20 protein-coding genes, 2 tRNA genes and 1 pseudogene are annotated in these 24,675 nt (G+C 69.3%); 16 read left to right on the top strand and 7 right to left on the bottom strand.

The window, feature by feature from the left end; translation table 11 throughout:
- Positions 1-16: 16 nt before the first annotated feature.
- A pseudogene (locus tag ABD693_RS06825) lies at positions 17-2,227 on the top strand (autotransporter assembly complex protein TamA); the annotation flags it as partial.
- Positions 2,228-2,261: 34 nt separating this feature from the next.
- Here the strand turns inward: ABD693_RS06825 and ABD693_RS06820 are convergent.
- A complete protein-coding gene (locus tag ABD693_RS06820; RefSeq protein WP_344696268.1) occupies positions 2,262-3,818 on the bottom strand; it encodes a M24B family metallopeptidase in 1,557 nt (518 codons plus the stop codon).
- 153 nt (positions 3,819-3,971) lie between these two features.
- On the opposite strand from ABD693_RS06820, the gene ABD693_RS06815 reads away from it, so the two are divergent.
- The 5 genes from ABD693_RS06815 to ABD693_RS06795 are packed head-to-tail and all read left to right on the top strand — an operon-like array spanning position 3,972 to position 9,335.
- The gene (locus tag ABD693_RS06815) at positions 3,972-6,095 is read left to right on the top strand and encodes a S9 family peptidase (RefSeq protein WP_344697588.1); all 2,124 of its coding nucleotides are present in this window, start codon (positions 3,972-3,974) and stop codon (positions 6,093-6,095) included.
- A gap of 11 nt (positions 6,096-6,106) precedes the next feature.
- Positions 6,107-7,471, top strand: a complete 1,365-nt coding sequence (locus ABD693_RS06810) for a gluzincin family metallopeptidase (protein ID WP_344696267.1) — start codon at positions 6,107-6,109, stop codon at positions 7,469-7,471.
- Positions 7,468-7,872, top strand: coding sequence for an acyl-CoA thioesterase (locus ABD693_RS06805; RefSeq protein WP_344696266.1), 405 nt, complete (start codon positions 7,468-7,470; stop codon positions 7,870-7,872). Before ABD693_RS06810 ends, ABD693_RS06805 begins: the two co-directional genes overlap by 4 nt.
- Positions 7,873-7,881: 9 nt before the next feature.
- Complete coding sequence (gene maiA, locus ABD693_RS06800) at positions 7,882-8,523, top strand: maleylacetoacetate isomerase (protein ID WP_344696265.1); 642 nt, start codon at positions 7,882-7,884, stop codon at positions 8,521-8,523.
- Positions 8,524-8,549: 26 nt separating this feature from the next.
- Complete coding sequence (locus ABD693_RS06795) at positions 8,550-9,335, top strand: class II aldolase/adducin family protein (protein ID WP_344697587.1); 786 nt, start codon at positions 8,550-8,552, stop codon at positions 9,333-9,335.
- Here ABD693_RS06795 and ABD693_RS06790 read toward each other — a convergent pair.
- On the bottom strand, positions 9,332-11,074 hold the full coding sequence (locus ABD693_RS06790) for a methyl-accepting chemotaxis protein (RefSeq protein ID WP_344696264.1): 1,743 nt from the start codon (positions 11,072-11,074) through the stop codon (positions 9,332-9,334). The two genes, ABD693_RS06795 and ABD693_RS06790, sit on opposite strands and share 4 nt — an antisense overlap.
- Positions 11,075-11,210: 136 nt before the next feature.
- On the opposite strand from ABD693_RS06790, the gene ABD693_RS06785 reads away from it, so the two are divergent.
- Together ABD693_RS06785 and ABD693_RS06780 are read left to right on the top strand one after the other, a co-directional pair.
- Entirely contained in the window at positions 11,211-12,353 is a 1,143-nt protein-coding gene (locus ABD693_RS06785) for a carbohydrate porin (protein ID WP_344696262.1), read from the top strand.
- Positions 12,354-12,410: 57 nt separating this feature from the next.
- Positions 12,411-12,486, top strand: a tRNA-Thr gene (locus ABD693_RS06780).
- Positions 12,487-12,517: 31 nt separating this feature from the next.
- On the opposite strand, the gene ABD693_RS06775 is transcribed toward ABD693_RS06780, so the two are convergent.
- From ABD693_RS06775 to ABD693_RS06755, 5 genes are all read right to left on the bottom strand, one after another.
- Positions 12,518-14,449 carry an acyltransferase family protein gene (locus tag ABD693_RS06775; RefSeq protein WP_344696261.1) on the bottom strand — a complete coding sequence of 644 codons (1,932 nt, stop codon included), beginning with the start codon at positions 14,447-14,449 and terminating at the stop codon, positions 12,518-12,520.
- A 62-nt stretch (positions 14,450-14,511) separates the two neighbouring features.
- Positions 14,512-15,825 carry an ABC1 kinase family protein gene (locus ABD693_RS06770; RefSeq protein WP_344696260.1) on the bottom strand — a complete coding sequence of 438 codons (1,314 nt, stop codon included), beginning with the start codon at positions 15,823-15,825 and terminating at the stop codon, positions 14,512-14,514.
- Entirely contained in the window at positions 15,822-16,169 is a 348-nt protein-coding gene (locus ABD693_RS06765; protein WP_344696259.1) for a DCC1-like thiol-disulfide oxidoreductase family protein, read from the bottom strand. The genes ABD693_RS06770 and ABD693_RS06765 overlap by 4 nt, the downstream gene beginning before the upstream one ends.
- Before the next feature lie 57 nt (positions 16,170-16,226).
- Positions 16,227-16,580, bottom strand: coding sequence for a response regulator (locus tag ABD693_RS06760; RefSeq protein WP_344696258.1), 354 nt, complete (start codon positions 16,578-16,580; stop codon positions 16,227-16,229).
- The gene (locus ABD693_RS06755; protein WP_344696257.1) at positions 16,573-18,903 is read right to left on the bottom strand and encodes a PAS domain S-box protein; all 2,331 of its coding nucleotides are present in this window, start codon (positions 18,901-18,903) and stop codon (positions 16,573-16,575) included. Before ABD693_RS06755 ends, ABD693_RS06760 begins: the two co-directional genes overlap by 8 nt.
- 77 nt (positions 18,904-18,980) lie before the next feature.
- Between ABD693_RS06755 and ABD693_RS06750 the strand changes: the two genes are divergently transcribed.
- The 8 genes from ABD693_RS06750 to ABD693_RS06715 all read left to right on the top strand — a co-directional run bounded on the left by ABD693_RS06750 (position 18,981) and on the right by ABD693_RS06715 (position 24,635).
- Entirely contained in the window at positions 18,981-19,505 is a 525-nt protein-coding gene (locus ABD693_RS06750; RefSeq protein WP_344696256.1) for a gamma carbonic anhydrase family protein, read from the top strand.
- A gap of 39 nt (positions 19,506-19,544) precedes the next feature.
- On the top strand, positions 19,545-20,237 hold the full coding sequence (locus ABD693_RS06745; RefSeq protein ID WP_344696255.1) for a pirin family protein: 693 nt from the start codon (positions 19,545-19,547) through the stop codon (positions 20,235-20,237).
- Positions 20,238-20,323: 86 nt separating this feature from the next.
- The gene (locus ABD693_RS06740) at positions 20,324-21,679 is read left to right on the top strand and encodes a hypothetical protein (RefSeq protein WP_344696254.1); all 1,356 of its coding nucleotides are present in this window, start codon (positions 20,324-20,326) and stop codon (positions 21,677-21,679) included.
- Between the two features lie 60 nt (positions 21,680-21,739).
- Positions 21,740-21,825 (top strand) — tRNA-Tyr (locus tag ABD693_RS06735).
- 217 nt (positions 21,826-22,042) lie between these two features.
- Positions 22,043-22,681 (top strand): response regulator transcription factor, encoded by a 639-nt coding sequence (locus ABD693_RS06730; RefSeq protein WP_344696253.1) that lies wholly within the window; start codon positions 22,043-22,045, stop codon positions 22,679-22,681.
- 71 nt (positions 22,682-22,752) lie between these two features.
- Positions 22,753-23,097 carry a hypothetical protein gene (locus tag ABD693_RS06725; RefSeq protein ID WP_344696252.1) on the top strand — a complete coding sequence of 115 codons (345 nt, stop codon included), beginning with the start codon at positions 22,753-22,755 and terminating at the stop codon, positions 23,095-23,097.
- A gap of 76 nt (positions 23,098-23,173) precedes the next feature.
- The gene (locus ABD693_RS06720) at positions 23,174-23,602 is read left to right on the top strand and encodes a hypothetical protein (protein ID WP_344696251.1); all 429 of its coding nucleotides are present in this window, start codon (positions 23,174-23,176) and stop codon (positions 23,600-23,602) included.
- Positions 23,603-23,633: 31 nt separating this feature from the next.
- Entirely contained in the window at positions 23,634-24,635 is a 1,002-nt protein-coding gene (locus ABD693_RS06715; protein ID WP_344696250.1) for a sensor histidine kinase, read from the top strand.
- Positions 24,636-24,675 lie beyond the last annotated feature (40 nt).

Here is a 24,675-nt window from a genome sequence, read left to right as displayed (position 1 = left end):
CGGACCCGTGCCCCCAATGCCACACTCTCGCCGACTTTCCGCCCGAGCGGAACCGACGGCAATCAGAGGCCTTTTTCCCATTATCGTTTCGTTCGTGCACTTTCCGCCGCAAGGTCGCGTTCTCGTCCGCCCGGGTCACCGCCCGGCGCGGCTGCTGGCGACCGCCGCATTCCTGCTGGTCGGACTGACCGCAACCGCCGAGGCGCAGATCCGCCCGCCGGCGCGCGAGCGGCCACTCTGCCCACCCGAAGCGCAGACGATCGCCCCCACCCCGCCGGCCAGCGCGAACCTGCCGCAGGTCCCGACCATCGTCTGCCAGGAAGAAATCGAAAAGGCCGCGCCGCCGCTCGGTCCTGACGATCCCGCACTGTCGCAGCCGCTCGAGAGCGTCGCCGAGTTCGAAGCCAAGCTGCGCGCTGCCGAGCAGACCCCCGGCGATGTCGCCCCGACCGCCGATCCCGAAATCGCCCGTCCGCTGCCGCCCTTGAACCAGTTCGACGTCACCGAGGTCGAACTGGCCCAGCCCGAAGCCGACGCGCCGGCGGCCGAGCTCCGCTACACCGTCCGCGTCGAGGGCCTCGATCAGGCCGATGGTGCCACAGACGCCGCGCTCCAGGACGAATTCGACCGGCTGTCGACGCTGCGCGACGGCAAGGGCAAGGCCGCCAACGAGGCGCAATTGTCGGCCCGGATTAGCGAGGACAGCAAGCTCGTCGAACGCCTCCTTCAGTCCGAAGGCTGGTACGACGCGACGGTCCAGACGCGGATCGACCGCGGCGCCGCCGGCGCGAACCAGCCGACCACCGCCGTCCTCACCGTGGCGCCCGGCGAACGCTACAAGATCGGCAGCATCGCGGTGACCGCCGATCCGACGGTCCCGCCCAACCTCATCAGCGACAATCTCGCGCTTATCGTCGGCGAACCGATCGTCGCCCAGCGGATCCAGGGCGCCGAGGCCAATGTCGCGATCGTCCTTCCGCAGAAGGGCTATCCCTTCGCCACCGTCGGCCAGCGCGACGTGCTGCTCGATCCCGAGACCCAACAGGGCGACTATACGCTGCCGGTCACCGTTGGCCCCCGCGCCCGCTACGGCGCTTTCCGCACCACCGGCGACCTCGCCTTCGACACCCGACACATCGGCGTCCTCGCGCGCTTCAAGCAGGGCGCGCTCTACGACAGCCGCGACATCGACGACCTGCGCCAGGCGCTGGTCGCGACCGGCCTCTTCTCGACCGTCGCAGTGCAGCCCGAGCGCTCGGGCCAGGTCAATGCCGACGGGACCGAGAACGTCACCCTGCTCGTGACCCAGGACGCCGGCCCGCCGCGGACGCTCGCCGCCACCGCCGGCTATGGCACCGGCCAGGGCTTCCGGGTCGAGGGCAGCTGGACCCACCGCAACCTGTTCAAGCCCGAGGGCGCGGTCGTCGCCTCGATCGTCGCCGGCACGCAGGAGCAGGGAGTCAGCGCCATCTTCCGCCGCTCGAACGCGGGCAAGCGCGACCGCACCTTCCAGGCCGGCCTCGAAGCGCTGCGCAGCCGCTACGACGCCTTCGACGCCACCACCGGCCGGCTGTTCGCGCGACTGAGCTACGATTCGACCCCGATCTGGCGCAAGACGATCACCTGGGGGATCGGCGCCGAGATCCTCGGCACCGTCGAACGAGACTATAATTTCGCGCTGGGTCGCCGCGACAATCGCAAGTTCGGCATCGGCAGCCTCGTCGGCCAGCTCGGCCTCGACAAGAGCGACAGCCTGCTCGACCCGACCAAGGGGTTCCGGGCGCAGATCCTCGCCCAGCCCGAGGCGGCGATCGGCGGCGGCTTCAATCCCTATTTCCGCTCACAGCTCGACGGCAGCGGCTATTACCCGATCGGCGACAGCCTGGTGCTTGCCGCGCGCGGGCGCCTGGGGACGATCCTCGGCACCAACCGCTTCGACCTCGCGCCCTCGCGCCGCTTCTATGCCGGCGGCGGCGGCTCGGTCCGCGGCTTCGGATACCAGCAGCTCGGGCCCAAGGATCCGCTCGGCAATCCGCTCGGGGGCCTGAGCCTTGTCGAGGGTGCGGCCGAGGCGCGCTACCGGTTCGGCGACTTCGGCGCGGTCGCGTTCGTCGACGCGGGCCAGGTCTACGATCGCAAGGTCCCGACCTTCCGGAACCTGCGCGCCGGGGTCGGCGTCGGCGCCCGCTATTACACCAGCTTCGGGCCGATGCGGATCGACGTCGCGACCCCGGTCGGTCGCAAGCCGGGCGAGAGCCGGCTCAACATCTACATCTCGATCGGCCAGCCGCCTTGTAATAGCCGGGCTCGTTCGAGAGGATCATCCCCGGCGCCAGCGGCTCGTCGGAGCCCGACTGGCTGCTGCCCATCGGCGCGATCCGCTGCGGGCCCTCGTGGACCGAGAGGAAGCTGCCGACGCCGTGGCCGGTGCCATGGGCATAGTCGACGCCCGCTTCCCACAGCGGCCGGCGGGCGAAGCTGTCGAGCTGGCCGCCGCGCGTGCCCCTGGGGAAGACCGCGGTCGCAAGCGCGATATGGCCCTGGAGGACGCGGGTGAAGCGGTCGCGCATTTCTTGCGTCGGCTCGCCGATCGCGACGGTGCGGGTAATGTCGGTGGTCCCATCCTGATACTGGCCGCCCGAATCGATCAGGTAGAGCGAGCCGGGCGCAAAGGGGACGTTGCTCTTCTCGGTCGAATGATAATGCGGGCTCGCGGCATTGGCGCCGAAGGCCGAGATGCTGTCGAAACTGAGGTCCTTGAGCGCCGGGTCCGCGCGGCGGATCTCCTCGAGCTTCGCCGCGGCCTTCAACTCGTCGAGGTCGCCCGTCTCCTCGACCCATTTGAGGAAGCGGCTGATGTAGGCGCCGTCGCGGGTCTGCGCGGCGCGCTGGCCGGCGAGCTCGGTCTCGTTCTTGATCGCGCGCGGAAGCACCGTCGGATCGCGCAGCTCGACGACCTTGGCGCCGGCCTTGTCGAGTGCTTCGAAGATGGCGGCGACCGAGCGCTCTGGATCGACCGCGACGGTTTTGCCCCCAAGCTCGCCGAGCGCGGTTTCGAAGGCGGCGCGCTCGTGGAGGCGAACGCCGTTGCCGAGGTGCTGGCGAAGCTCGGCCGTCACCTTTTCGCCGGCGACGAACAGGTCGGCGGTGCCGTCGGCGTGGACGAGGGCATAGGCGAGCGCGACCGGCGTGCGGGCGACGTCAGTGCCGCGGACGTTGAAGGTCCAGGCGATCGAATCGAGCGCGGCGAGGACCGCGGCGTCGGCGTTCTGGGCGGTGAGCCAGTCGCCGATCGCCTGGCGCTTGTCGGCGCTCGAACGGCCCGCGAAGCTTTCGGGGTGGACGACCAGCGCCGCCTTGCTCGGCTGTTCGCGGTCGTGCCAGATCCGGTCGATCGGGTTGGTCTCGACGGGGACGAGGGTCGCGCCGCGGTCGGCCAGCGCCTTGGTCGCCGCCTTCACCCAGTCGGCGCGATGGAGCCAAGGGTCGTAGCCGATGCGCCCGCCTTGCGGCGCATGGTCCTTGAGCCAGCCGGCGATGCTCGTCTCGGGGACCGACTGGTAGGACCAGTGGCTCCCGTCGACCTGCTGGCGGACCTGGAGCGTGTAGCGCCCGTCGGTGAAGATGGCGGCTTCTTGCGGAAGCACCACCGCGGAGCCGGCCGAGCCCTCGAACCCGGTCAGCCAGGCGAGGCGCTGGGCGTAGCTTCCGACATATTCGCTCATATGTTCGTCGGTGAGGGGGACGACGAAGCCGTCGAGGCGGTCGGCGGCAAGCTGGGCGCGAAGGGCGGCGAGGCGGTCGGCATGGCTGGACATGGGCACTCTCTAGCGTGGGACGGGGGCTGGACGAAAGCCGCTCTCTTGCGCCATCCCATGCCCGCACTCACTTGGGGGGCCGAGACGATGCACCTCTTCCTGCTGGCCGCGCTGCTCGCCGCGGCCGTTCCTGCCACTGCCCAGAAAGCCGCGATGACCGATCTGCCCACTCCGCCCAAGGCCGACCAGCGCCCCCACAGCACCACCTGGCACGGGGAGACGCTGTCCGACCCCTGGGCGTGGCTGCGCGATCCCGGCTATCCGACCGTCGATGACAAGGACGTGCTCGACTATCTCAAGGCCGAGAACGCCTATTTCGAGGCGTGGAAGAAGCCGCACGAGCCGCTGGTCGAAACGCTGTTCGAGGAATTGAAGGGCCGGCAGAAGCAGGACGATGCCTCGGTTCCGGTCAAGGACGGCGAGTTCGTCTATTGGTGGGCGTTCGAGCCGGGCGCGCAATATCGGCAATGGTATCGCCGGCCGCTGATGAAGGGCGGTGTCCCGGCCGGCGGCGCGCCGCTCGGCAGCGGACCGGTGGTCATCAACGAGCTGCCGCCCCGCCAGCTGATCCTCGACGAGGTCAAGGAAGCGGCGGGCAAGGAATATTATCGCCTCGGCGCGCTCGAGGTCAGCCCCGACGGGCGGCTCGCCGCGGTTTCGGCCGACGTCAACGGCTCCGAGCGCTTCCGCCTCGAAATCCGCGAGCTTGCCACCGGCAAGACGCTCGAGACCGTGTCCGAGGTCGCCAGCGGGACCCCGATCTGGAGCGCCGACGGCAAGGCCATCCTGTTCACCGAAACCAACAAGGAATGGCGCAGCTACCGTGCGCGCCATCATCGCCTCGGCGACGATCCGAAGAACGACCGGACGCTCTACGAGGAAACGCAGGACAAGGGGTTCTCGGTCGGGCTGTCGAAGAGCCAGGACGACAGCCTGATCTTCATCACGGCCGGGGACAACCGGACCAGCGAGGTCCGCTTCGTGTCGGCCGCCGATCCGCTCGGCGCGCAGGTGCTGATCAGCCCGCGGCAGGAGAACAGGCTCTACGAAGCCGATGCCGCGCACGGCAAATTGTGGATCCTCACCAATGACAAGCACATCAATTTCCGGGTCGTCTCGGCCGATCCGGCGCGGCCCGGCGAGTGGCAGGAGGTCGTGGCCGGATCGGACCGGACCTATCTTCGCGGCGCGACGTCCTTCGCCAGGCATCTGGTGCTGTCGGCGCGGGTCGACGGCCTCGACCAGATCCTTCTGCGCGACTACGCCACCGGCACGATCGAGCCCATTCCGTTCACCGAGGCGAGCTACACCGTATCGCTCGGCAGCAACCCCGAATTCGACCACCCGACCTATCGGCTGAGCTATTCCTCGATGGTCACGCCCGCGACGGTCTATGACTATCATCGCGACGGGAAGACGCTGACGGCGCTCAAGGTCCAGGAGATCCCCTCGGGCTACGATCCCTCGCAATATGCGACCGAGCGGCTGATGGTGACCGCGCGCGACGGCAAGAAGGTGCCGGTCAGCGTGGTCTACAAGAAGGGCTACAGGAAGGACGGCAGCCAGCCGCTCTTCCTCTACGCCTATGGCGCCTACGGCTATGCCATTCCGCCGAGCTTCTCCTCGGCGCGGCTGAGCCTCCTCGATCGCGGTTTCGCCTATGCCATCGCGCACATCCGCGGCGGCGACGACCTTGGCTACGGCTGGTATCTGGACGGCACCGCCAAGAACCGCTGGAACACCTTCCACGACTTCGTCGACGTCGCGAAGGGGCTGAATGCCGCGGGCTTCGCCAAGCCGGGGCGGATCGCCATCCAGGGCGGCTCGGCGGGCGGCAAGCTGATGGGCGTCGTCGTCAACACCGATCCCCAGCTATGGGGCGCGGTGATCGCCGACGTGCCCTTCGTCGACGTGGTCAACACCATGGTCGACGACACGCTGCCGCTGACTCCGGGCGAATGGCCGGTGTGGGGCAATCCGATCACCGATCCCGAGGCGTTCAAGCTCCTCCGGAGCTACAGCCCCTACGACAATGTCGCGGCCAAGGCCTATCCGCCGATGCTCGTCACGGCGGGCCTCAACGACCCGCGCGTCACCTATTGGGAACCGGCCAAGTGGGTCGCGAAACTGCGCGCGACCAAAACCGACCGGAACTTGCTCCTTCTCAAGACCAACATGGGCGCGGGCCATGGCGGCAAGTCGGGCCGGTGGGACAGCCTCAAGGAGACGGCCGAGGATTATGCCTTCGTCCTGACCCAGCTGAAGGTCGCCGAGTGATTCTAGCGTTGGTGGCCGCTCTGGCCGTGGCGGCTCCCGCGCCGGTCGCGGCGGCACCGGCCGAGGTCAGCGTGACGCGCCGGGGCGACAGCTTCGAGGCCGACTTCACGCTGCCGCGCGCCGCGCCCGCATGGGGCTTCTTCCGCTCCTCGCTCGCCGCCGACGACCGCCAGCCGTGGCGGGCGCGGAGCTGGACGATCCTGACGCCCGGTGTGCGGCTCGAGCGGCGCGGCAATTACGATGCCTTCGTCGGGGAGGGCGGGCGCGACGTGCCACGCAAGATCCGCGTCTGGGTCGCGCCCTACACCCGCGAGGTGCTGAGCGACTACGTCCCGGCGCTTCGCCTCGGGCAGGACGGGATCGCGCTGTTCGACGGGCAATTCTCGGTCTTCTCGGTGAGCTCGGCCGCGCGGCTCGACAGCCTCGGGCTCGATCCGCAGGACGCCGGGGTCGGCGACGGCGGGACGAAGGTCCGCTTCCGGGGCGACCCCTCCACGCTCCGGCTCGCCGGCGACGTGCGCGGCTATGCACGCGGCACCAGCGCGGGCACCTACGGGCTCTACAATGTCCCCGGTGCGGTCGACCATGGCGGGATGGCGACCGTGGTCGATCCCGGCATGCCGGCCTGGCTCGCGACCGACATCCGTACGTTCACGCCTCGCCTTCTCGACCGCTACCGGCGGCTGCTCGGCTCGCCGGGCGACCTCGACCCGACCGTGCTCGCGAGTTGGGCCGGGGCCGACCAGCCCGGCGCGAGCCTCAATGGCGGGGTACTCAAGGGCCTCGTCCTGATGCGCATGTCGGGCCGCGCCGCGCTCCAGCCCTCGCCGCCATTGCGCGCGCTCGCCTATCGCTATGTCGCGCACGAGAGCGCGCATTTCTGGCTCGGGCAATTGCTCGACTATGACCGGGTCGCCGACAACTGGATCATGGAAGGCGGCGCCGACCTTCTCGCGATCCGCGCGCTGGGCGCCTCCGATCCCGCTTACGACACGCGCGCGTCCTTGCAGAAGTCGCTCAGCCAGTGCGTCGCCGCGTCGCGCAAGGGCGGCCTTGCGACCGCGTCGGACCGGCAGGACTTCCAGGCCAAATATGATTGCGGCGCGGTGCTGTCGCTGGTCGCCGAACGGGTGGCCGGGGGCGATTTCCATGCCTTCGTCCGCCGCCTGATCGCCGCCAATGCCGCCGACCGCAGCGTCTCGACCGAGGACTGGATCGCGCTGCTCGAGAACTACCCGGCAGGGCGTGGTCTCGGCGCCCGCATCCGCCCGCTCCTTGCCGGAGCGCAGGCGGACGGGCAGGGTTGGACCGACCTCCTGACCGCCGCCGGGGTCCGCACCCGGCCGGGGTCCGATCTTGCCCCGGAGCTGTTGTGACGACGCCAGATTATACGCTTCAACTGACCGCCGAGCCCGGGCACATCGACGAGCTCGGCCACGTCAACAATGCGGTCTGGGTGCAGTGGATCCAGGCGGTCGCGACCGGCCACTGGTATGCCGCCGCGCCCGAGCAATATCGCGATGCTTTCGTCTGGGTCGTGATCCGGCACGAGATCGACTATCTCCGGCCCGCACTGGTCGGCGACATCGTGACCGGCCGTACCTGGGTTGCCGACGCGCCCAAGGGCGCCCGCTTCGACCGGTTCATGGAATTCACCGGCGCCGACGGGAAATTGCTGGTCCGCGCCAAGACCACCTGGGCGATGCTCGACAAGGCGACCGGCCGGCCGCAGCGGATCACGACCGAGATCGTGGCGCCGTTTCTCTCGGCGGCGTAGGAGGAACCCATGCCCAGAGTCGTCCTTCACGATTACTTCCGCTCCTCGGCCAGCTACCGGGTGCGGATCGCGCTCAACCTCAAGGGCGTCCGCTACGAGCAGCACAATGTCAGCCTCGCCAAGGGTGAGCAGAAGGAAGCCGCCTACAGGGCGATCAACCCGCAGGGCTTCGTTCCCATGCTCGAGTGGGACGACAAGCGCTTCACCCAGAGCCTCGCCATCTTCGACTGGCTCGACGCACAGGTGAAGGAGCCGCACTTCGTCCCCCACGATCCCGAGGGCCGCGCGCACGTGCTGGCGCTGGCGCTGACGATCGCCTGCGACATCCACCCGCTCAACAACCTGCGGGTGCTGAAATATTTGAAGGGCGAGCTCGGACAGGACCAGGAGGCGGTCGATGCCTGGTATCGCCACTGGGTCGCCGAGGGGCTGGCCGCGCTCGAGGAACTGGCGAAGCCGACCGCGGGCAAATTCCTCTACGGCGACGAGGTCGGCATGGCCGATATCTGCCTCGTCCCCCAGCTCTACAACGGCCGCCGCTTCGACGTGCCGATGGACGCTTATCCGACCCTGCTCCGCGCCGAGGCCGCGGCGCTCCAGCTCGAGGCCTTCGAGGCCGCGCACCCCGATCGTCAGGAGGCACAGGCATGAACCGCGTGGACAATATGATGGGCGACATGGGCAAGCTTCGCGCCCTGTCGGAAGTCGAGATCCCGAGCCTCGAGGGGAAGGTCAGCGACGAGGAATGGAAGCTGCGCGTCGACCTCGCCGCCGCCTATCGCCTGGTCGCGCATCACGGCTGGGACGACCTCATCTTCACCCACATGAGCGTGCGGGTGCCGGGGCCCGAGCATCACTTCCTCCTCAACCCCTACAACCTCATGTTCGAGGAAGTGACCGCAAGCTCGCTGGTGAAGGTCGACCTCCAGGGCAATCCGGTCGAGCCCTCGCCCTTCATCACCAATCCCGCGGGCTTCACCATCCATTCGGCGGTGCACATGGCCCGCGAGGACGCGCATGCGGTGATCCATCTCCACACGCCCCACGGCCAGGCGGTCGCAGCGCACGAGGAGGGGCTGCTCCCGCTGACCCAGACCGCCATGCTGATCCGCGGCGACCTTGCCTTCCACGACTACGAAGGCGTCGCGACCGATCATGAGGAGCGCGAGCGGATCGTCGCCGACCTCGGCACCAAGAACGCGATGCTGCTGCGCAATCACGGGACGCTCAGCGTCGGCGAGACGGTCGGGGAGGCGTTCATCCGGATCTACTTCCTCGAGCGGGCGTGCGAGGCACAGATCTATGCGCTGTCGGCCGGCGACCGGATCAACAATCCGCCGCAGGGAACGCCCGAGATCGCTGCTCAGCAGGGCGCGCAGGGGCTGAAGCTCGCCGCGCAGTTCCTCGCCTGGCCCGCGCTGCTGCGGAAGGCCTACCGGCTCGATCCGGCCTTCGCCAGCTAGGCGGCGAGGCGGCCTTCGGGCACCGCGCCCGGGAGGACGAAGCGGCCCGAAGACTGCGCCAGCCGCTCGGCCTCGCTGGTCAGCTTGGCGGCGGCCGCGGCGCTTTCCTCGACCATCGCGGCATTGTGCTGGGTCGTCTGGTTCATGCTCTCGATCGCGTCGCGGATCTGGCTGATTAGGCCGGCCTGCCGGTCGTTGGCCTCGGCGATGCCGCTGATCCGGCCGTTCACCGTCTCGACATTGCCGGCGATCGCGTCGAGCGCCTGGTCGACCGAGCGGACCGCTTCCACCGCTTCGCCGATCTCGGCGCGGGTGGTGGTGAGCTGGTCGCGGGCGAGCTTGGCTTCTTCCTCGGCCCGCATGGCGAGCGCGCTGACGAGGTCGGCGACGACCGCGAAGCCGCGGCCCGCCTCGCCCGCCCGGCCGGCCTCGACCGCGGCGTTCATGGCCAGCACGCGGGTCTGGAAGGCGATCTTGTCGAGGCCCTCGATCACCGCGTCGATGCCCTGCGCGCTGTCGCTGACCCGGCCCATGGCGGCGACCGCACCGTCGGCGGTCTCGCGGCCCTTGCTGACGATCGCGAGCCCGCCCTTGGCGACGCTCTCGGTCTCGATCGCGGCAGCGGCGGTGCGTTTCACTTCGCCGTCGATTTCGCTCAAGGCGGCCGAGGTCTCCTCGAGCGCCGCAGCATTGCTCTCGATCCGCCGCGCGATCTCGCCGCTCGCGCCCGAGATCTCGCGCGCGCCGAGCCGCAGCACGGTGGCGCTGTCGCGGACCTCGCCGACGATCTCCGCGAGGCTGTGAAGGGCTTGGTTGAAGTCGGTGCGCAGCGCCGCGAAGGGCGGGTCGAGGACATTGTCGACCGTCCGGCCTAGGTCGCCTCGGGCGAGCGCTGACAGGCCTTCGCCGATGCTGGCGACGATCAGTGCCGACTGTGCGGCCTTGGCTTCCTCGGCGGCGGCGAGCTGGGCGCGGAACGCTTCCATTCCGCGGGCGAGCGCGCCGAGCTCGTCGCTTCGGTCGGTGCCGGCGACCGCGGTGCCGCGCTCTCCTTCGGCCATGCGCAGGATCGTGTCGGCAAGCCCGGTGAGTGGCTGGATGAGGCGGGTCCGCATCGCGGCCGCGACCCGGGCCGCGACCAGCAAGGCGCAGGCCATGGCGGCGAGCACGCACAGGACCGCGGCCAGGCCGAGCCCCGAGGCCCAGCGACTCTGCGCCGCCGTATGCGCTTCGATCGCCTCGGTCACTTTCTCCATCCCGCCCTCAAGCTGCTCGAATCGGGTGAAAAATTGCGGCAGCGCAGCCCCGGCGGCGGCGGGGTCGGTGGCCGAACGGTCCGAGATCGCCAGCGCGGCGCGCTGGTAGTCGGCGAGCGGCGCGGCCACTGCGTCGAGCGCCGCGGTGACTTCGCGGCTGTGCCGGTAGGTCCGGCTCTTCTCGATCGAGGCGCGCAGGGTCGCGAGCCGCTCCTTCAGGCTGTCGCGCGCCTTGGCCGCGTCGAGCTTCAGCGCAGGGTCACGCGCGGCGATGATCTCGAGAACGTCGCCGCGAACGGCGTCGTGCATCATGTCGGCGGTCATGTGGCTGCGCAGCAGCAAGGCGGCATCCTCCTGCTGGTGGATCGCCTGCCGGAGCAGGAAGGCCGAAGCGGCGCCGAGCCCGCCGCACATCAACAGCAGCGCGAACATCAGCATCTGGACCTTGCGGGTGAGTTCCACCAGCGACGTTGCAGCGTTCAAACGATCCTCCCCGGGCAAAGGCACGCGCCACCCCGCAGCGTGCCACGCATCTTTATAGGTGGCCCGCGCCCGCCGCCGCCGGGGCCCTCTAGAAATCGACGAGATATTTCCTGTTTTTCGCGAAGGGGGTCTTCCGATGCGCTTGCCCTGCCTGCTCCTCGCCGCCGCGCTGGCGGTGCCCGCGGCCGCGACCGAGACGATGCCGCCGGCACCGCCGCCCAAGGCCAAGAGCGAAAAGGCGCTGACGCTCGGCGCGAGCTATACGATCGACCTCGCGGTCGCCGGCCGCGGGTCCAACCGCCTTCACCGGCTCGACCGGCTCGACCTCACCGGCGCGCTCGCGTCCGAGCGGTTCGGGTGGAGCGGCGGACGGCTGTTCGTGCGGCTGCTCGGCAACAGCGGAACGCGTCCAAACGAGGATGCCGGCACCCTCCAGGGCGTCGACAATATCGAGGTCGACAAGGACGGGCTGCGCCTGTTCGAAGCGTGGGTCGAGCAGGACCTGGGGCGCGGCTCGGTCCGGCTGGGGGCCTATGACGTCAACAGCGAATTCTATTTCACCGACAGCAGCGCGCTGTTGCTCGGTCCCTCGTTCGGGATCGGCGGCGAATTGTCGGGCACGGGCCCGCGCGGTCCCGCCATCTTTCCTTATTCGGCGCTCGCGCTGCGGGGGGAAGCGAAGGTCGGGCGCTCGGGGCTCGTCCGTGCGGCGGTGGTCAACGCCGACGCGGGAACGCTGACCGATCGCGGCGGGCTTGGCCTCGGCTTTCGCGAAGGCGTTCTCGGAATCGCCGAGGCGGGGAGCGAGGGGCCGGGCGGCAAGCTCATGGTCGGGGGCTGGGCCTGGTCGCACCGTCACGACCGCCTCGGAAAAGAAGGCCAGGCGCGAAGCCTCGGCGCCTATGTCCTCGCCGAGCGGCCCTTCGGCGAGCGGCTGACCGGCTTCGCCCGGCTCGGCATCTCGGACGGGCGGACCTCCTCATTCCGTGGCGGCTGGCAAGCGGGATTTACCGTGGCCCCGGCTCCGCTCGGCGGGAAGGACAGCGCGCTCGCGCTCGGGCTTCACCAGGCCTTTCTGTCGCGGGGCGAGCGCTCGGCCGTCGCCGACGATGGCCTGCGGCGCGCCCACAGCGAGCATGGGGCGGAACTCACCTACCGCGAGCGCTTTTTCGATTTCGTCGCGGTGCAGCCGAGCGTGCAGCTCATCCGCCACCCCGGCGGTCTTGCCGAGGCCCGGCCGGCCCTCGTCGGCACCCTTCGGCTCGGCTGGGAATATTGAGCCGCCGCCACAGGGCGCTTGAGCCGCCGCCTCCACCCTGTTAGGGCGCCCACCGCTGCCGCTTTAGCTCAGTTGGTAGAGCACCTCATTCGTAATGAGGGGGTCACAGGTTCGAGTCCTGTAAGCGGCACCACTTTCCCCACTTCGCCCCAGGCACGGCGCGCTCAGTTCGTGGTGCCCCGCAGCGCCGGCCGGAGCGCGGTCTCGGCGACGTAGCGCGATCCCATCGGTGTCAGGTGGCCGTAGTCGAGGGTCAGGATGTCCTCGGTCGGGCGTCCGGGCACATGGGCGATGCAGCCGCTGGCGTTGCAGAGGCGATCGATCACCGACACATATTCGAGCGCGGTCCAGCGGCGGCGTTGCGCCCGGAGCGCGCGGTCGGCGTCGAGGATGTGCCCGTCGAGCCCGTCGGCGATCCGCTCGCCCCGGTACGGCCAATGATGCGCGGCGATGACGAGGGGAAGCGAGGGCTTCCACTGCGGTAGCGGGCCGACCAGCAGGATCCGCTTCACGCCCAGCGCCTTCAGGCGGCGCGCCAGCGCCGGCCAATCCCGCGCGAGGTGATCGTCCGCCTGCGCGATGATCAGGAGGTCGGGTTTTTCGGCCGCGATCAGGCGCGCGGCGAAGCGGTTGCTCGCGGCGCACGACTGCGCCAGCGCCGGGTTGGAAGAAGGCTGACTGCCGATCTCTAGATCGGGCCGGCAACCGCTCGTCGCGACTTGGTGAAGCGGGACCTCGCCCAGCAATCCGGAGAGACCGAGCGACAGCGACTGCGCGTGGGAATCGCCCCACAGAAGAACATAAGGACCGGGCTCACGCTTCCAGCAGGAAGGGGCGATCGCGCTCCTCGCCTTGAGCGTTCCCCATTCGGCGAAGTCGCATTCCGAGCGATAGGCGCGCGCGATCCCGTGGAGGTGCATGTCCTGGTAGCGGGCGACGAACAGCCGGCGCGGGTCCCGGGCGGCGGAGCGGGAGGGGAGGCCGCCGGCGTGAAACACCGCGAGCCCGGCGGCGAAGACGAGCCCCATCGCGGCGAGGAGCTTCAAGGGCGTGTAGTGGCGGCGGAGCGCCGGCGGCCGCTCGACGAAGCGCCAGGTCGCCCAGGCGAGAAAGACGCTCAGCAACAAGAGACCCGCCCGCACGGGCCCGGGGAGCACCTCCTGATAATTGGCGAGATAGCCGAAGGACAGCAGCGGCCAGTGCCACAGGTAGAGCGGGTAGCTGATCAATCCGATCCACACGGCCGGCTGCAGCGACAGGAGATAGCGGTTGCCGACCGCTAAAGGACCGGCGGCGATCACCAGCGTCGCGCCGCCGACCGGGAGCAGCGCCCACCAGCCGGGGAACAGGGTCCGCTCGTCGATCAGGAGCAGCGCGGCCGCGATGAGGACGAGCCCCGCCATCGACGCGGCGTGGGCGGCGACGGCGTTGAGGCGAAAGCCCTGCCGCTCGAGATGGACCAGCCCCGCGCCGGCGAGCAATTCCCAGAAGCGGGTCAGCGGCGAATAGAAGGCCGCGGTCGGATCGGTCGGCGCGATCGCCACGCAATAGCCGAGCGAGAGGAGGAAGATGACGGCAAGCGCGGCGCCGATCCCGTGGCGCGTGCGGCGCGCGGCGATGATGACCAGCGGCCAGAGGAAGTAGAATTGCTCCTCGACCCCGAGCGACCAGAGGTGGAGAAGCGGCTTGGTGATCGCCTGCGTGTCGAAATAGCTCGCCTCCGACCAGAAGACGAGGTTGGCGACGAAGCCCGCGCCGCCCGCGACATGCTTGCCGAGGCGCGCGAAATCGGCCGCGAGCAAGGTGAGGAAACCGGCCGCGATGCAGGCCAGAAGCACGACGAGGAGGGCGGGGAAGATCCGTCGGATCCGTCGCCGGTAGAATTCGCCCAGCAGCGCAAGGCCGCTCGCTTCCGACCGAAGCAGGATCGCGGTGATGAGATAGCCCGAGATGACGAAGAAGACGTCGACGCCGACGAAGCCGCCGGGCAGCCGTTCCGGGAAGGCGTGGAAGACGAGGACGGCGAGAACGGCGACGCTGCGCAAGCCATCGATGTCGGCGCGGTATTTCGCCGTGCTCGGAACCAGCAATTTCAACGTTAAGCTCCGGTATCCGGCGATGTGATCGACGCCTCTAGCACGGCGCTTCGCTCAGACAATCAGCCGGCGAGCGCGCTCGCGACAAGGGCGCGCACGTCGACGCGGGCGCGGAAGCGGGCGCCGAGGAGCGCGGTGCCGCTGATCTTGCGCTGGACGAACAGCAGGTCGGCGGGCGGCAGGTGCCAGCTTGCCTTGTCGGCGGCGATGCCCATCCCTTCCTGGCGCAGGATGTCGAGAAAGGCGCGGTCGCCGAAGTCGAAGGGGCCGGGCTTGTGGAGCTCGGCGAGCACCACCGCGACCATCCGGTCGAGGGCGGGGCCGTGGCGCTCGGCCACCGCCGCGTTGATGAAGCCCGCGGCGACCGCGCCGGCCTTCACCGCTTCGGCATGGTTCGCCAGCGCGGCGGAAAGCAGGGTGCGGTAGCCCTCGGCAATGGACGCCGGCACGTCCTGCGCGGCACCGAAGTCGAGGAGCGCGATCCGCCCGTCCTCGAGCAACCGGTAATTGGCGAAATTGGGGTCGGTCTGCATCACCCCGAACTCGAACAATTCGCGCAGCACGAGATCGACGATGCGGCCCATCGCCAGGTCGCGCTCCTCCTGCGGGGCGTCGTCAAGGGATTCGATCGGGCGGCTCTCGACAAAGCTCATCGCCAGCGCGCGGCCGGTGGTGAACTCGGGGTCGAGCGTCGGCACGACGAACTCGGGGCGGTCGGCAAGGAGCGCGCGATAGCGTTCGAGCTGGACGCCCTCGCGGCGGTAATCGGCCTCGCGGGCGAGTTGCGCCTTGGCCTCGGCGAGCAGTGGGGCGATGTCGAGCTCGGCCGGGAGCAGGCCCGAGACACGGAGCAGCGCGGCGACATTGTCGACGTCGGCGTCGATGCTCTCGGCGACGCCGGGATACTGGACCTTGATCGCCAGCGTGCGGCCGTCGAGCGTCTCGGCGCGGTGGACCTGGCCGATCGAGGCGGCGGCCACCGGATGCGCCTGGAAGCGCTTGAACCGGCGGCGCCAGTCGGCGCCCCATTCCTCGGTCAGCACCTGCGACAATTGCGCGGGCGGCATGTGGAAGGCGTTGCTGCGCAGCCGGGCGAGGATGTCGGTCAGCTCGGGCGGCAGGAAGTCGCCGCTGTCGAGGCTGATCATCTGCCCCAATTTCATCGCCGCGCCGCGCAGGTGGGCGAGGCGGTCGGCGACACGGGTGAGGTTACCCGGCGTCAGCAGGAGGTCGCGGGCCTTGGGGCGCTGGCCGTCGGCAAGGCGCCGCGCGCCCTCGGCCAGCATCCCGCCCGCGATCCCGCCCGCCAGCCGACCGAACTGGCCCGCGCGGGCGAAGCGCGAGCGGGGGACCGCGCGGCCCTTTTCCTCGCTCATGCCGCGAACCAGCGCTGAAGCTGCGGGCGGACGCGCAGGAAGCGGACGTAGGCGCGCTCGAGCAGGGCGAGGACGCGCGGGTTGCGGGCGGCGAGGCCGAGGGGCCGGAGCCAGGGAATCGCCCGCCACATCGCCGCGAAAGCTGCCGCACCGCTCAGCAGCCGACCATCTTCCTCCGCATGGAAACGGGCAAGGAGCGCGCCGCGGTCGATCGGGCAATTGTCGCCCGCTGCCGGATCGGCGACGTCGACGAAGCGGATCCGCCCGCGCCGGTCGAGCCGCCGCATCAGCGCGATCTCGCGCCGGCAAAGGGGGCAGGCCCCGTCGAACCAGACGATTGTCATGGGGCCGATATAGGTGGCGGGGGGCAGGGCGTTACCCCGCCTCAGGACCATGCCGCGTCAGGCGGGAAACAGGAGCCGCAGGGCCGCGGCCAGCTGCTCGCGGCTATAGGGCTTGGCGATCACCGGCGCGTCGCCCGGCCAGTCGATCCCGCCCTCGGCATATCCGGTCGCGAAGAGGAAGGGGATGCCGCGTTCGGCCAAAACCGCCGCGATGGGATAGCTCGTCTGTTCGTTGAGATTGACGTCGAGGATCGCGCCCTCGAACTCCTCGCCAGCCGCGGCAACCAGCCCCTCGGCGAGGCGATAGACGGGGCCGACCACCTCGAACCCCATGTCGAGAACGATGTCCTCGAGGGCGAAGGCGATGACGGGCTCGTCCTCGACCAGCAGGAGGCGGCGGGGCTCAGCCATAAGCGGGCATGGGGGCGTCGACGATGCAGCGCACGCCGCTCGGCTCGAAACGGATGACGACGCTTCCGCCGAGTTCGGCGGACAGGCCGCGCTCGATCATCCGGCTGCCGAAGCCGCGGCGGCTGGGCGCGGTGACGGGCGGACCGCCATGCTCCTTCCAGTCGAGATGAAGCCGGCCATCGTCCTTGCGCCAGCGGATGTCGACCGTCCCCGTCTCGCTGCTGAGGCTGCCATATTTGAGCGCGTTGGTGGCGAGCTCGTGGACCGCCATGGCAAGGCTGACCGCGACCTTGGGCGGGAGGAGGAGGTCGGGCCCGTCCATCCGGAATCGTTCGTCGTCCGAGCGAACCGCGGTGAAGGTGTCGCAGATCAGCCGGCGTAGCGGCACCGCTTCCCACTTCTCCTGCGTCAGGATTCCGTGCGCGGCCGACAACGCCCCCAGCCGGCCTTCGAAACGGGCAAGCTGCGCGGGCGTGGGATCGTCGCCCCTGAAGCTCTGCTGCGCGATGCTCTGGATGATCGCGAGAAGGTTCTTGGCGCGGTGGCTGAGCTCGTTGATGAGAAGCTGCTGGTGCGCGTCGGCGGCCTTGCGCTGGGTGATGTCCTGGATCGCCACCACCGCGATCTTGGCCTGACGGTCGTGGTCGATGATGGGCGCGGCATTGGCCAGCAGGTTGACGACGTGGCCGTCGGGACGGCGATAACGCAGTTCCTGATCGGTCACCGTTTCGCCCTGCACCGCGCGATAGAGCGGATAGGATTCAAGGGCGAGCGGCGCGCCCGTTTCATCGATCCCGCCGTATTGGTCATACTCCGTCGTGCCGACAGGCAGCGCCTTGTGGCCGAGTATCTCCTCCATCGCCTGGTTGTAGTTCACAATCTCGCCGTCCGAGACCCGGGCGATCGAGACCCCGACGGGCATCTGGTCGATCACGGCGCGAAGCTGCTCCTCGCTCTGCCGGACGCGCTCGACGGCCTCGCGGCGCTCGTCGACGTCGATCAGGGAACCGACATAACCAAGGTAGCGGCCCGTGCCGTCGAAGCGCGGTGCGGCCGCGTCGATGCACCAGCGATACGTGCCGTCGGCGCGGCGGAGGCGGAAGTCGGCCTCGTAGCGTGCCTGCGATTCGTTGGCGGCGAGAAAGGCGCGCTCGGTGCCGGGCCGGTCGTCCTCGTGGATCGCGTCGAGCCAGCCGAAGCCCTCGCCCTTGCCTTGCTCCTGGCCGGTGAATTCGTACCAGGTGCGGTTGAGGTAAATGCAATAGCCGCTCTCGTCGGTCATCCACAGCATCACCGGCGTATGATCGGCGATGTTGCGGAAGCGGTCCTCGCTTTCGCTCAGGATGACGGCCGAGCGGAAGCCGATGACATGCGCCCAGCTCCGCTCGGTGACCTCGGAGATGAGCGACAATTCGTCGGGCGACCAATCGCGCGGTTGGTCGTGGTTGACCGCCATCAAAGCGGCCAGCCGCCCGCCCTGCATGTAGGGCATGCAGACCGCCGCAGCGATTCCGAGCTCGGCGAGCGCCCCGGCTTCGACGGGCGAAAGGTCGGCGTTTGCGTCGCGCACAATGAGCGGGCGGCCGTTGCGAAGAGCGCCGGTGGCAGTCCCTCCGAAGGCGTCGAGGCTGTAGCGGCCGACAATGCTGCGGATCCCGGGCGCGGCCCAGTCGCCGCGAATATTGAAGGTGTCCTCGTCGGCCTCCAAGTCGGCGAAGGTCACGATCGAGACACCGAGGTGCTGCCCGAGCAGGCGCGCGGTCTCCTGCAAGATGCCGCCTGGCTCGCGATGGTCCCGGATCGCCTCGGACAGGCGGTCGAAGAAGGCGAGCCGCTCCACGCGGGCGGCTTGGGCGCGGGCGGCCTCGACCCGGCCGGTGGTCTCCATGACGACCGCGAGCACGCCCGCAGGGCGGCCGTCGTCGCCGAGCACCGGCGAATAGTCGAGGTCGAAGAATACCGTCTCGGGTCGCCCGTGGCGATGGAGCACCATCTCCTGGTCGCGGAAGGAAAGGGTCTCGTTGGCGAGGCCGACTTTCATCACGTGGTCGTTGAAGTCGGCGACTTCGGGCCAGCCTTCGCGGACGGGCCTGCCCAGCAGTTGCGGATGACGGCTGGCGGCGATCACCGAATAAGCGTCGTTGTAGAGCATGATGCCGTCGCTGCCCCACAGCATCGCCATCGGCACGGGCGAGCGGAGCAGAAGTCCCGTCGCCGCCTTGAGGCTGAGTGGCCAATTCTCGACCGGCCCCAAACTGTCGGACCAGTCGCGGGCCATGATCAGGGCGCCACATTCGCCGCCGCCATCGAGAAACGCAGGCATTGTCATGCGCTAGCGAAGCACAAGGCCGACGGAAAGGCCGACGTTGCACGGCAAGGCAGAAAGGCTAGGTGTCGGTCATGCCTTGCTACGCGCTCAACGGGATCGGCCCCTCTTTCGGCGAGGGGAGCTGGGTCGCGCCCTCGGCCGACCTCATCGGCGACGTCCGCCTCGGCGCGGGCGCGAGCGTCTGGTTCGGTGCGATCGTTCGGGCCGACAACACGCCGATCCTCATCGGCGATGGCAGCAACATCCAGGACGGGGCGGTCCTTCACAGCGACCCCCACGCGCCGCTGACCATCGGCCGCGAGGTCACGGTCGGCCACCAGGCGATCCTCCACGGCTGCACCGTCGCTGACGGAGCGCTGATCGGCATGGGCGCGCGGGTCTTGAACGGCGCCTTCATCGGCGAGCGCTGCATCGTCGGCGCCGGCGCGCTCATCCCTGAAGGCAAGACCTACGAGCCCGGCCATCTCATCGTCGGCGCGCCCGGGCGGATCGTCCGCGCGCTCAGCGAGGAGGAGCAGCAGATGCTCGCGGCGGGCGCGCTTCACTATGTCGAGAAAGCCCGGCTCTACGCCAGCGAGTTGCGGTTACAGCGCTGACACTTGAGGGGCGGCCGGGGCCACGCCAGATTGCCCTCCATGATCGAGATTCGCCCCTTCGCATCGCTCGGCCACGCCGATCACGGTTGGCTCGACGCGCGTCACCACTTCTCCTTCGCCAACTATTACGATCCGGCCCGCATGGGCTGGGGGAGCATCCGCGTCTGGAACGACGACCGGATCGCGGCCAAGTCTGGCTTCCCGCCGCATCCCCACCGCGACATGGAAATCGTCACCTATGTCCGGACCGGCGCGATCACGCACCAGGACAGCATGGGCAACAAGGGCCGGACCGGCGCCGGCGACGTTCAGGTGATGAGCGCGGGCCGCGGCGTCACCCATGCCGAATATAATCTCGAGGACGAGGAAACGACCCTGTTCCAGATCTGGATCGAGACCGACCGTCCGAATGCGACCCCGAGCTGGGGGGCGATGCCCTTCCCGCGCGAGGCCCGCAACGGCGCCTTCCAGCTCCTCGCCAGCGGCAATGCCGACGACGGCGCGCTCACGATCAACGCCGACGCGCGGATCCTCGGCGCGACCCTGCCGGCCGGCGGGCACATCGAGCTCGAAGCCGATCCCACGCGGCACCTCTATCTCGTCCCGTCCGCGCCGGTGCGCGTCAATGGGGTGGAGGCGGGGCCGCGCGACGGAATCGCGATCACCGGCGAGGCCAGCATCCGGATCGAGGGCGACGCCGACGCCGAGTTGGTGCTGGTTGACGCCCGCTGACCGGGCGGCGGCTTGCCGCGGCGCGGCGGGTGGTTCATTAGGGCGAGGAAATCCCTTTCCTTTTCATGTGAAACGCTGACGCCCCCGTGCCGCGGACCCTGCCTTTCCTCGCCTGCCTGCTGCTGAGCTTCGGCGCCGCCGCCAACGCGCAGACCACGACCACCCCCTCGAATGTCGTCGTGCCCACGCCGACGCCGCGCGAGGGGACGGTCGGGCCCGAGCAACTGCGCGACTTCTCGCTGCCCGGCACGCGCACCACCACCGCGCCGGCGACCAACGACAATACGCCGGCTCCGACGCCCCGCGCGACGGCGCCCGCGACGAGCCCCACGCCGCGGCCGGCCCCGACCGAGCGACCCGCGACTACCGCCAGCCCGACCGAGACCAGTCGCGCTCCCGCGCCGACTGCGCGCCCGGCCGAGACGACGGCTTCGCCGACGGTCGAGCGCAGCGCCCCTGTTGCCGTTCCGAGCCCCGTGCCGGTCGACCAGGGGACGATCCGTCCGACGCCCGCACTGCCCTCGACCGATCTTGGCGCACCGTCGACGAGCCTGCCGGTCTCGACACCCCTGCCGACGCCGACCGCAACCGAGGCGCCATCGTCGAACTGGTGGGCCTGGCTGATCGCCGCCGCACTCGCCGGCGGCGCCATCGCCCTGCTGTTCCACCAGCGGCGCCGGCGGAGTACTGCGGGCGGCTACGAGGAGCCGGTCGCGCCTTATGCGGAGCCGGCGCCCGAGCCCGTCCAGCCGGTTCGCCCGCTCGAGCGCGCCGCCCTGCAACCAGCGCCAGCGCCTGCGCCTTCGCCGGCTCCGGCACCCGCGCCGGCGCCCGCGCCGACTGGCATCGTCTCCACCCGCCTCCGCGCGGCGCCCGCCGCACCGGTAGCCGCGCCCACGGCGCCGGAGCCGGCCGTGCCCGTCGGTGCGGTGGTCAGCACGCGCCTTCGCTCGTGGATCGACCTCGACCTCGCGATGCGCGAGATCGTGATCGACAGCAGCGAGGCGATCCTTCGCTTCGATCTCGCCATCATCAACGGCGGCGCCGCGGCGGCGCGCGACGTGATCGTCGAGGCGCTCGCATTCAACGCGGGTGAGCAGCAGAGCGAGGAACTGCAGAAATTCTTCGCCCAGCGCGCCGGCAGCACCGACGGCATCCCCGAAATGGCGCCGATGGGCTCGGCCGTGGTCAGCCACGAGATCCGCATGCCGCGTGCCGCGATCCGCGCCTACGAGGCGCAAGGCCGAACCCTGTTTGTGCCGATCATCGCCTTCAACGCCAGCTACCGCGCCGGGGCGACCACCGGGCGGACCAGCGCCGCCTGGCTCCTGGGCCGCGAAATGCCTGGTTCGGAGCGCCTCGCGCCGCTTCTCCTGGGCGAGGGAAGCAGCCGGCTGCTCGGTCTCGGCGTGCGCCGCCTCGAGGATTCGGTGCGCCGCTGAAGCCATCAAGGCGTTGACAGGGTGGCTGCCGGGCGGCATTGGCGCCCGGCCTGACCTCGTGGAGAGGTGGCCGAGTGGTTAAAGGCAGCAGACTGTAAATCTGCCCGCGCAAGCGTACGCTGGTTCGAATCCAGCCCTCTCCACCATCAACCACCAATATCGGTGCGTTTTGATCTAGGTTGTTGCCGAAAATCAGGTAATTCTCATGAAGATCGCGAATCGCTTTGGTGCGCTCGCGAATCATTGCCATGAGCACCTTGAGACCGGTTTCCTAACTATTGGCAGAAAACGGCAGATTTCCGGTGTGATTTCCAGCTCGATTACGGACTAACTCAAGTTTGTCTTTTCTGGTAATAAAACAGCATGACCTCTCATGCTTCGGCACTGTGCAGGTCGACAGGGGTGAATGAGCTGGTCGGGGGCCAAGGCTCTTCAGGTCCGGTCGGGGAGGCCGGGATCGATCGCTGCTCGAGACTGAGCAGCGGTCAGCTTGAAGTGCTTCGTCTCGTCAACAACCATCTCAATTCGAAGGAGATCGCCGGCGCGCTCGGGATCTCCAGCCACACCGTCGACCAACGCGTTCGTGGTGCGATCCGCACCCTTGGCGTCACCCGCCGGAGCGAAGCCGCGCGCTTGGTCGCCGCCTACGACCGCGCGCTGGGCATCATCACCCCCTCCGACGCGGCATATCAGCGATTGATACATCAAGCGCCGGATATCGACCCCGATCCGGTCCGACCGCAAATCGATGAGGCGGTCAGTTTTCAGATTCGGCACGCTGATCGCACAGGGGGGGTCGGGGCGGAACGCCTCGAAACCGAGCAGAGGTCAACGCACCGGCCCCTTCTGTTACTTCCGTGGTCGACACCACATCACCCCCGCAACGGGTGGAGCGTGGGACAACGGTTGGCCGCGATCGTCTCCGTTGCGATCGCCGCCAGCTTTTCGGCCGGGATGCTCCTCGCGGGCCTCGAGAGTCTGGCTCGCCTGGTAAGTCCCTGACGATCCCCTCGCGTCCTCCAAGCGGACGGACACCAAATTCGGCAGCCCGCGGGTTGCGAAGAGGAGAGGTCATGCGCAGGCAGATTCTTGAACAAACCGCTCTTGAAGTCGCCAACCAGGTCCGCGCGGTCGAGGACAGCATCGAGGCCGCATTGATCGAACTCGCCGAACTCCAGAACCGCATGATCCGCGCCCGCTCCGTCGCCGGTGTCGGCATCTCGACCGGCCATGGCGCGCTCGAGCAGGTCGCCGTGTCGCTCCAGGCGCTGGTCCATGCCCGTGGGGGCATGGCCAACTGCCATTCGCAGCTGGTCGAGGCGAAGCAGCGTGTCCCCGGCCTGCGGACGGTCGCATTCGGCGACGGCGTCGAATGCCCGCCGCCGGGAGCGCTCGGCCCGCTTCGAGTGGTGGCTTGACAGCGAGCAACCCTCTTCCGGTCAAAGCGCCGTCGTCCTCCGGGCGGCGGTGCTTCCGCATGGGTGCGACACGCCGATGCGCCTGATCTTCTATTATTCCTTCCTGTTCGCGGTGGTCGCCATCGCCTTCTGGCGCGGCCGCCGGGAGGAGCGCGTCGCCGCCGTCACCTGCCTCGTCGGCACGCTCGTCACCGCGCTTGGCGCGGGCGCGATGTCGCATCGCTTCGCCGACTTCAACAGCCTCCTCTTCCTTGCCGACCTCGGCGTCTTCGTTTCATTCCTGGCCATCGCGCTGAGGACCGAGCGCTTCTGGCCGATCTGGGTGGCAGGGCTGCAGCTCACCGCGACCAGCGTCCACCTGCTCAAGCTCATCAATCCCGACCTGATGCGCTTCGTGTTCGGCGCGGCGCTCGCCTTCTGGTCCTATCCGATCCTCGCGCTGATCGCGGTCGGGGCCTTTCGGACGCGGCTGGTCGAGGGCTGGCGCCGCGACCTGATTGCCTGAGGCGCGCTGAGCCCCTAGCGCTGTCGCGGCCATGTCCGAAACGCCGCTGGTCCTCGCCATTCTCGACGCGCTGGAAGAGCCGGCGCTGCTCGTCGCTGGCCAGCGGACCCGGGCGGCCAATGCGGCGGCCGAGGCACTCCTCGGCCGCGACCTCGTCGACCAGGACGTCCGCTTCGCCATCCGCCAGCCCCAGGCCCTCGACGCGATCCGCGCGCGCCGGGCAGGCGCCTTCGAGGTGCGCGGGATCGGCGGGGTCGACCGGATCTGGGAAGTCGCGCTGACGCCGCTGTCGGGCGAGCTCCTGCTGGTCCGGCTGATCGACCGCTCGGCCCGGCGCGCGGCGGAAAAGGCGCAGGTCGATTTCGTCGCGAATGCGAGCCACGAGCTGCGCACCCCGCTCGCCGCCGTGCTCGGCTTTTCCGAAACGCTCGCCGAGGAAGGCGAACTGCCCGAGCCCCTGCGCCGCCGCTTCGGCCAGCAGATCCACGACCAGGCCGGCCGCATGATGCACATCATCCGCGACCTGATGAGCCTGTCGCGGATCGAGGCCGATCGCTTCAGCGAGCCGCGCCAGCAGGTCGACCTGGCTGCCCTCGTTCGCGAGAGCGTCACCGCGGCGGCGCATCTCGCCGAGGAGCGCGGCTGCGCGATCAGTGTCACCGTCGAGACCGCCAGCGCGCTCGTGCGCGGCGACCATGGACAGCTTCGCCAGCTCGCCGACAACCTCGTCGCCAACGCCATCCGCTACGGTTGCCGGCCCGACACCCCGCCGATCGCGGTGCGCGTCGGACAGGCAGGGCAATGGCTCCGCCTCAGTGTCCGCGACCATGGAGAGGGCATCGCCGCCGAGCATCTCCCCCGCCTCACCGAGCGTTTCTACCGGGTCGATTCGGCGCGCAGCCGCGACGGCGGCGGAACCGGGCTAGGCCTCGCCATCGTCGCCCAGATCGTCGAGCGTCACCGCGGCCTGCTCGATATCCGGAGCACGCCGGGCGAGGGTACCGAGGTCGCGGTGAGGCTGCCCGCGCTCTGACGAGCCGGCCACTGTCACGGTTCTGTCATTCCCGCGTCAC

Origin of the sequence: Sphingomonas rosea (assembly GCF_039538065.1) — a bacterium.
GTDB classification, from domain to species: domain Bacteria; phylum Pseudomonadota; class Alphaproteobacteria; order Sphingomonadales; family Sphingomonadaceae; genus Sphingomicrobium; species Sphingomicrobium rosea.
The sequence above is the reverse complement of the archived record's forward strand: the minus strand, read 5'-3'. Positions and strand labels throughout refer to the sequence as shown.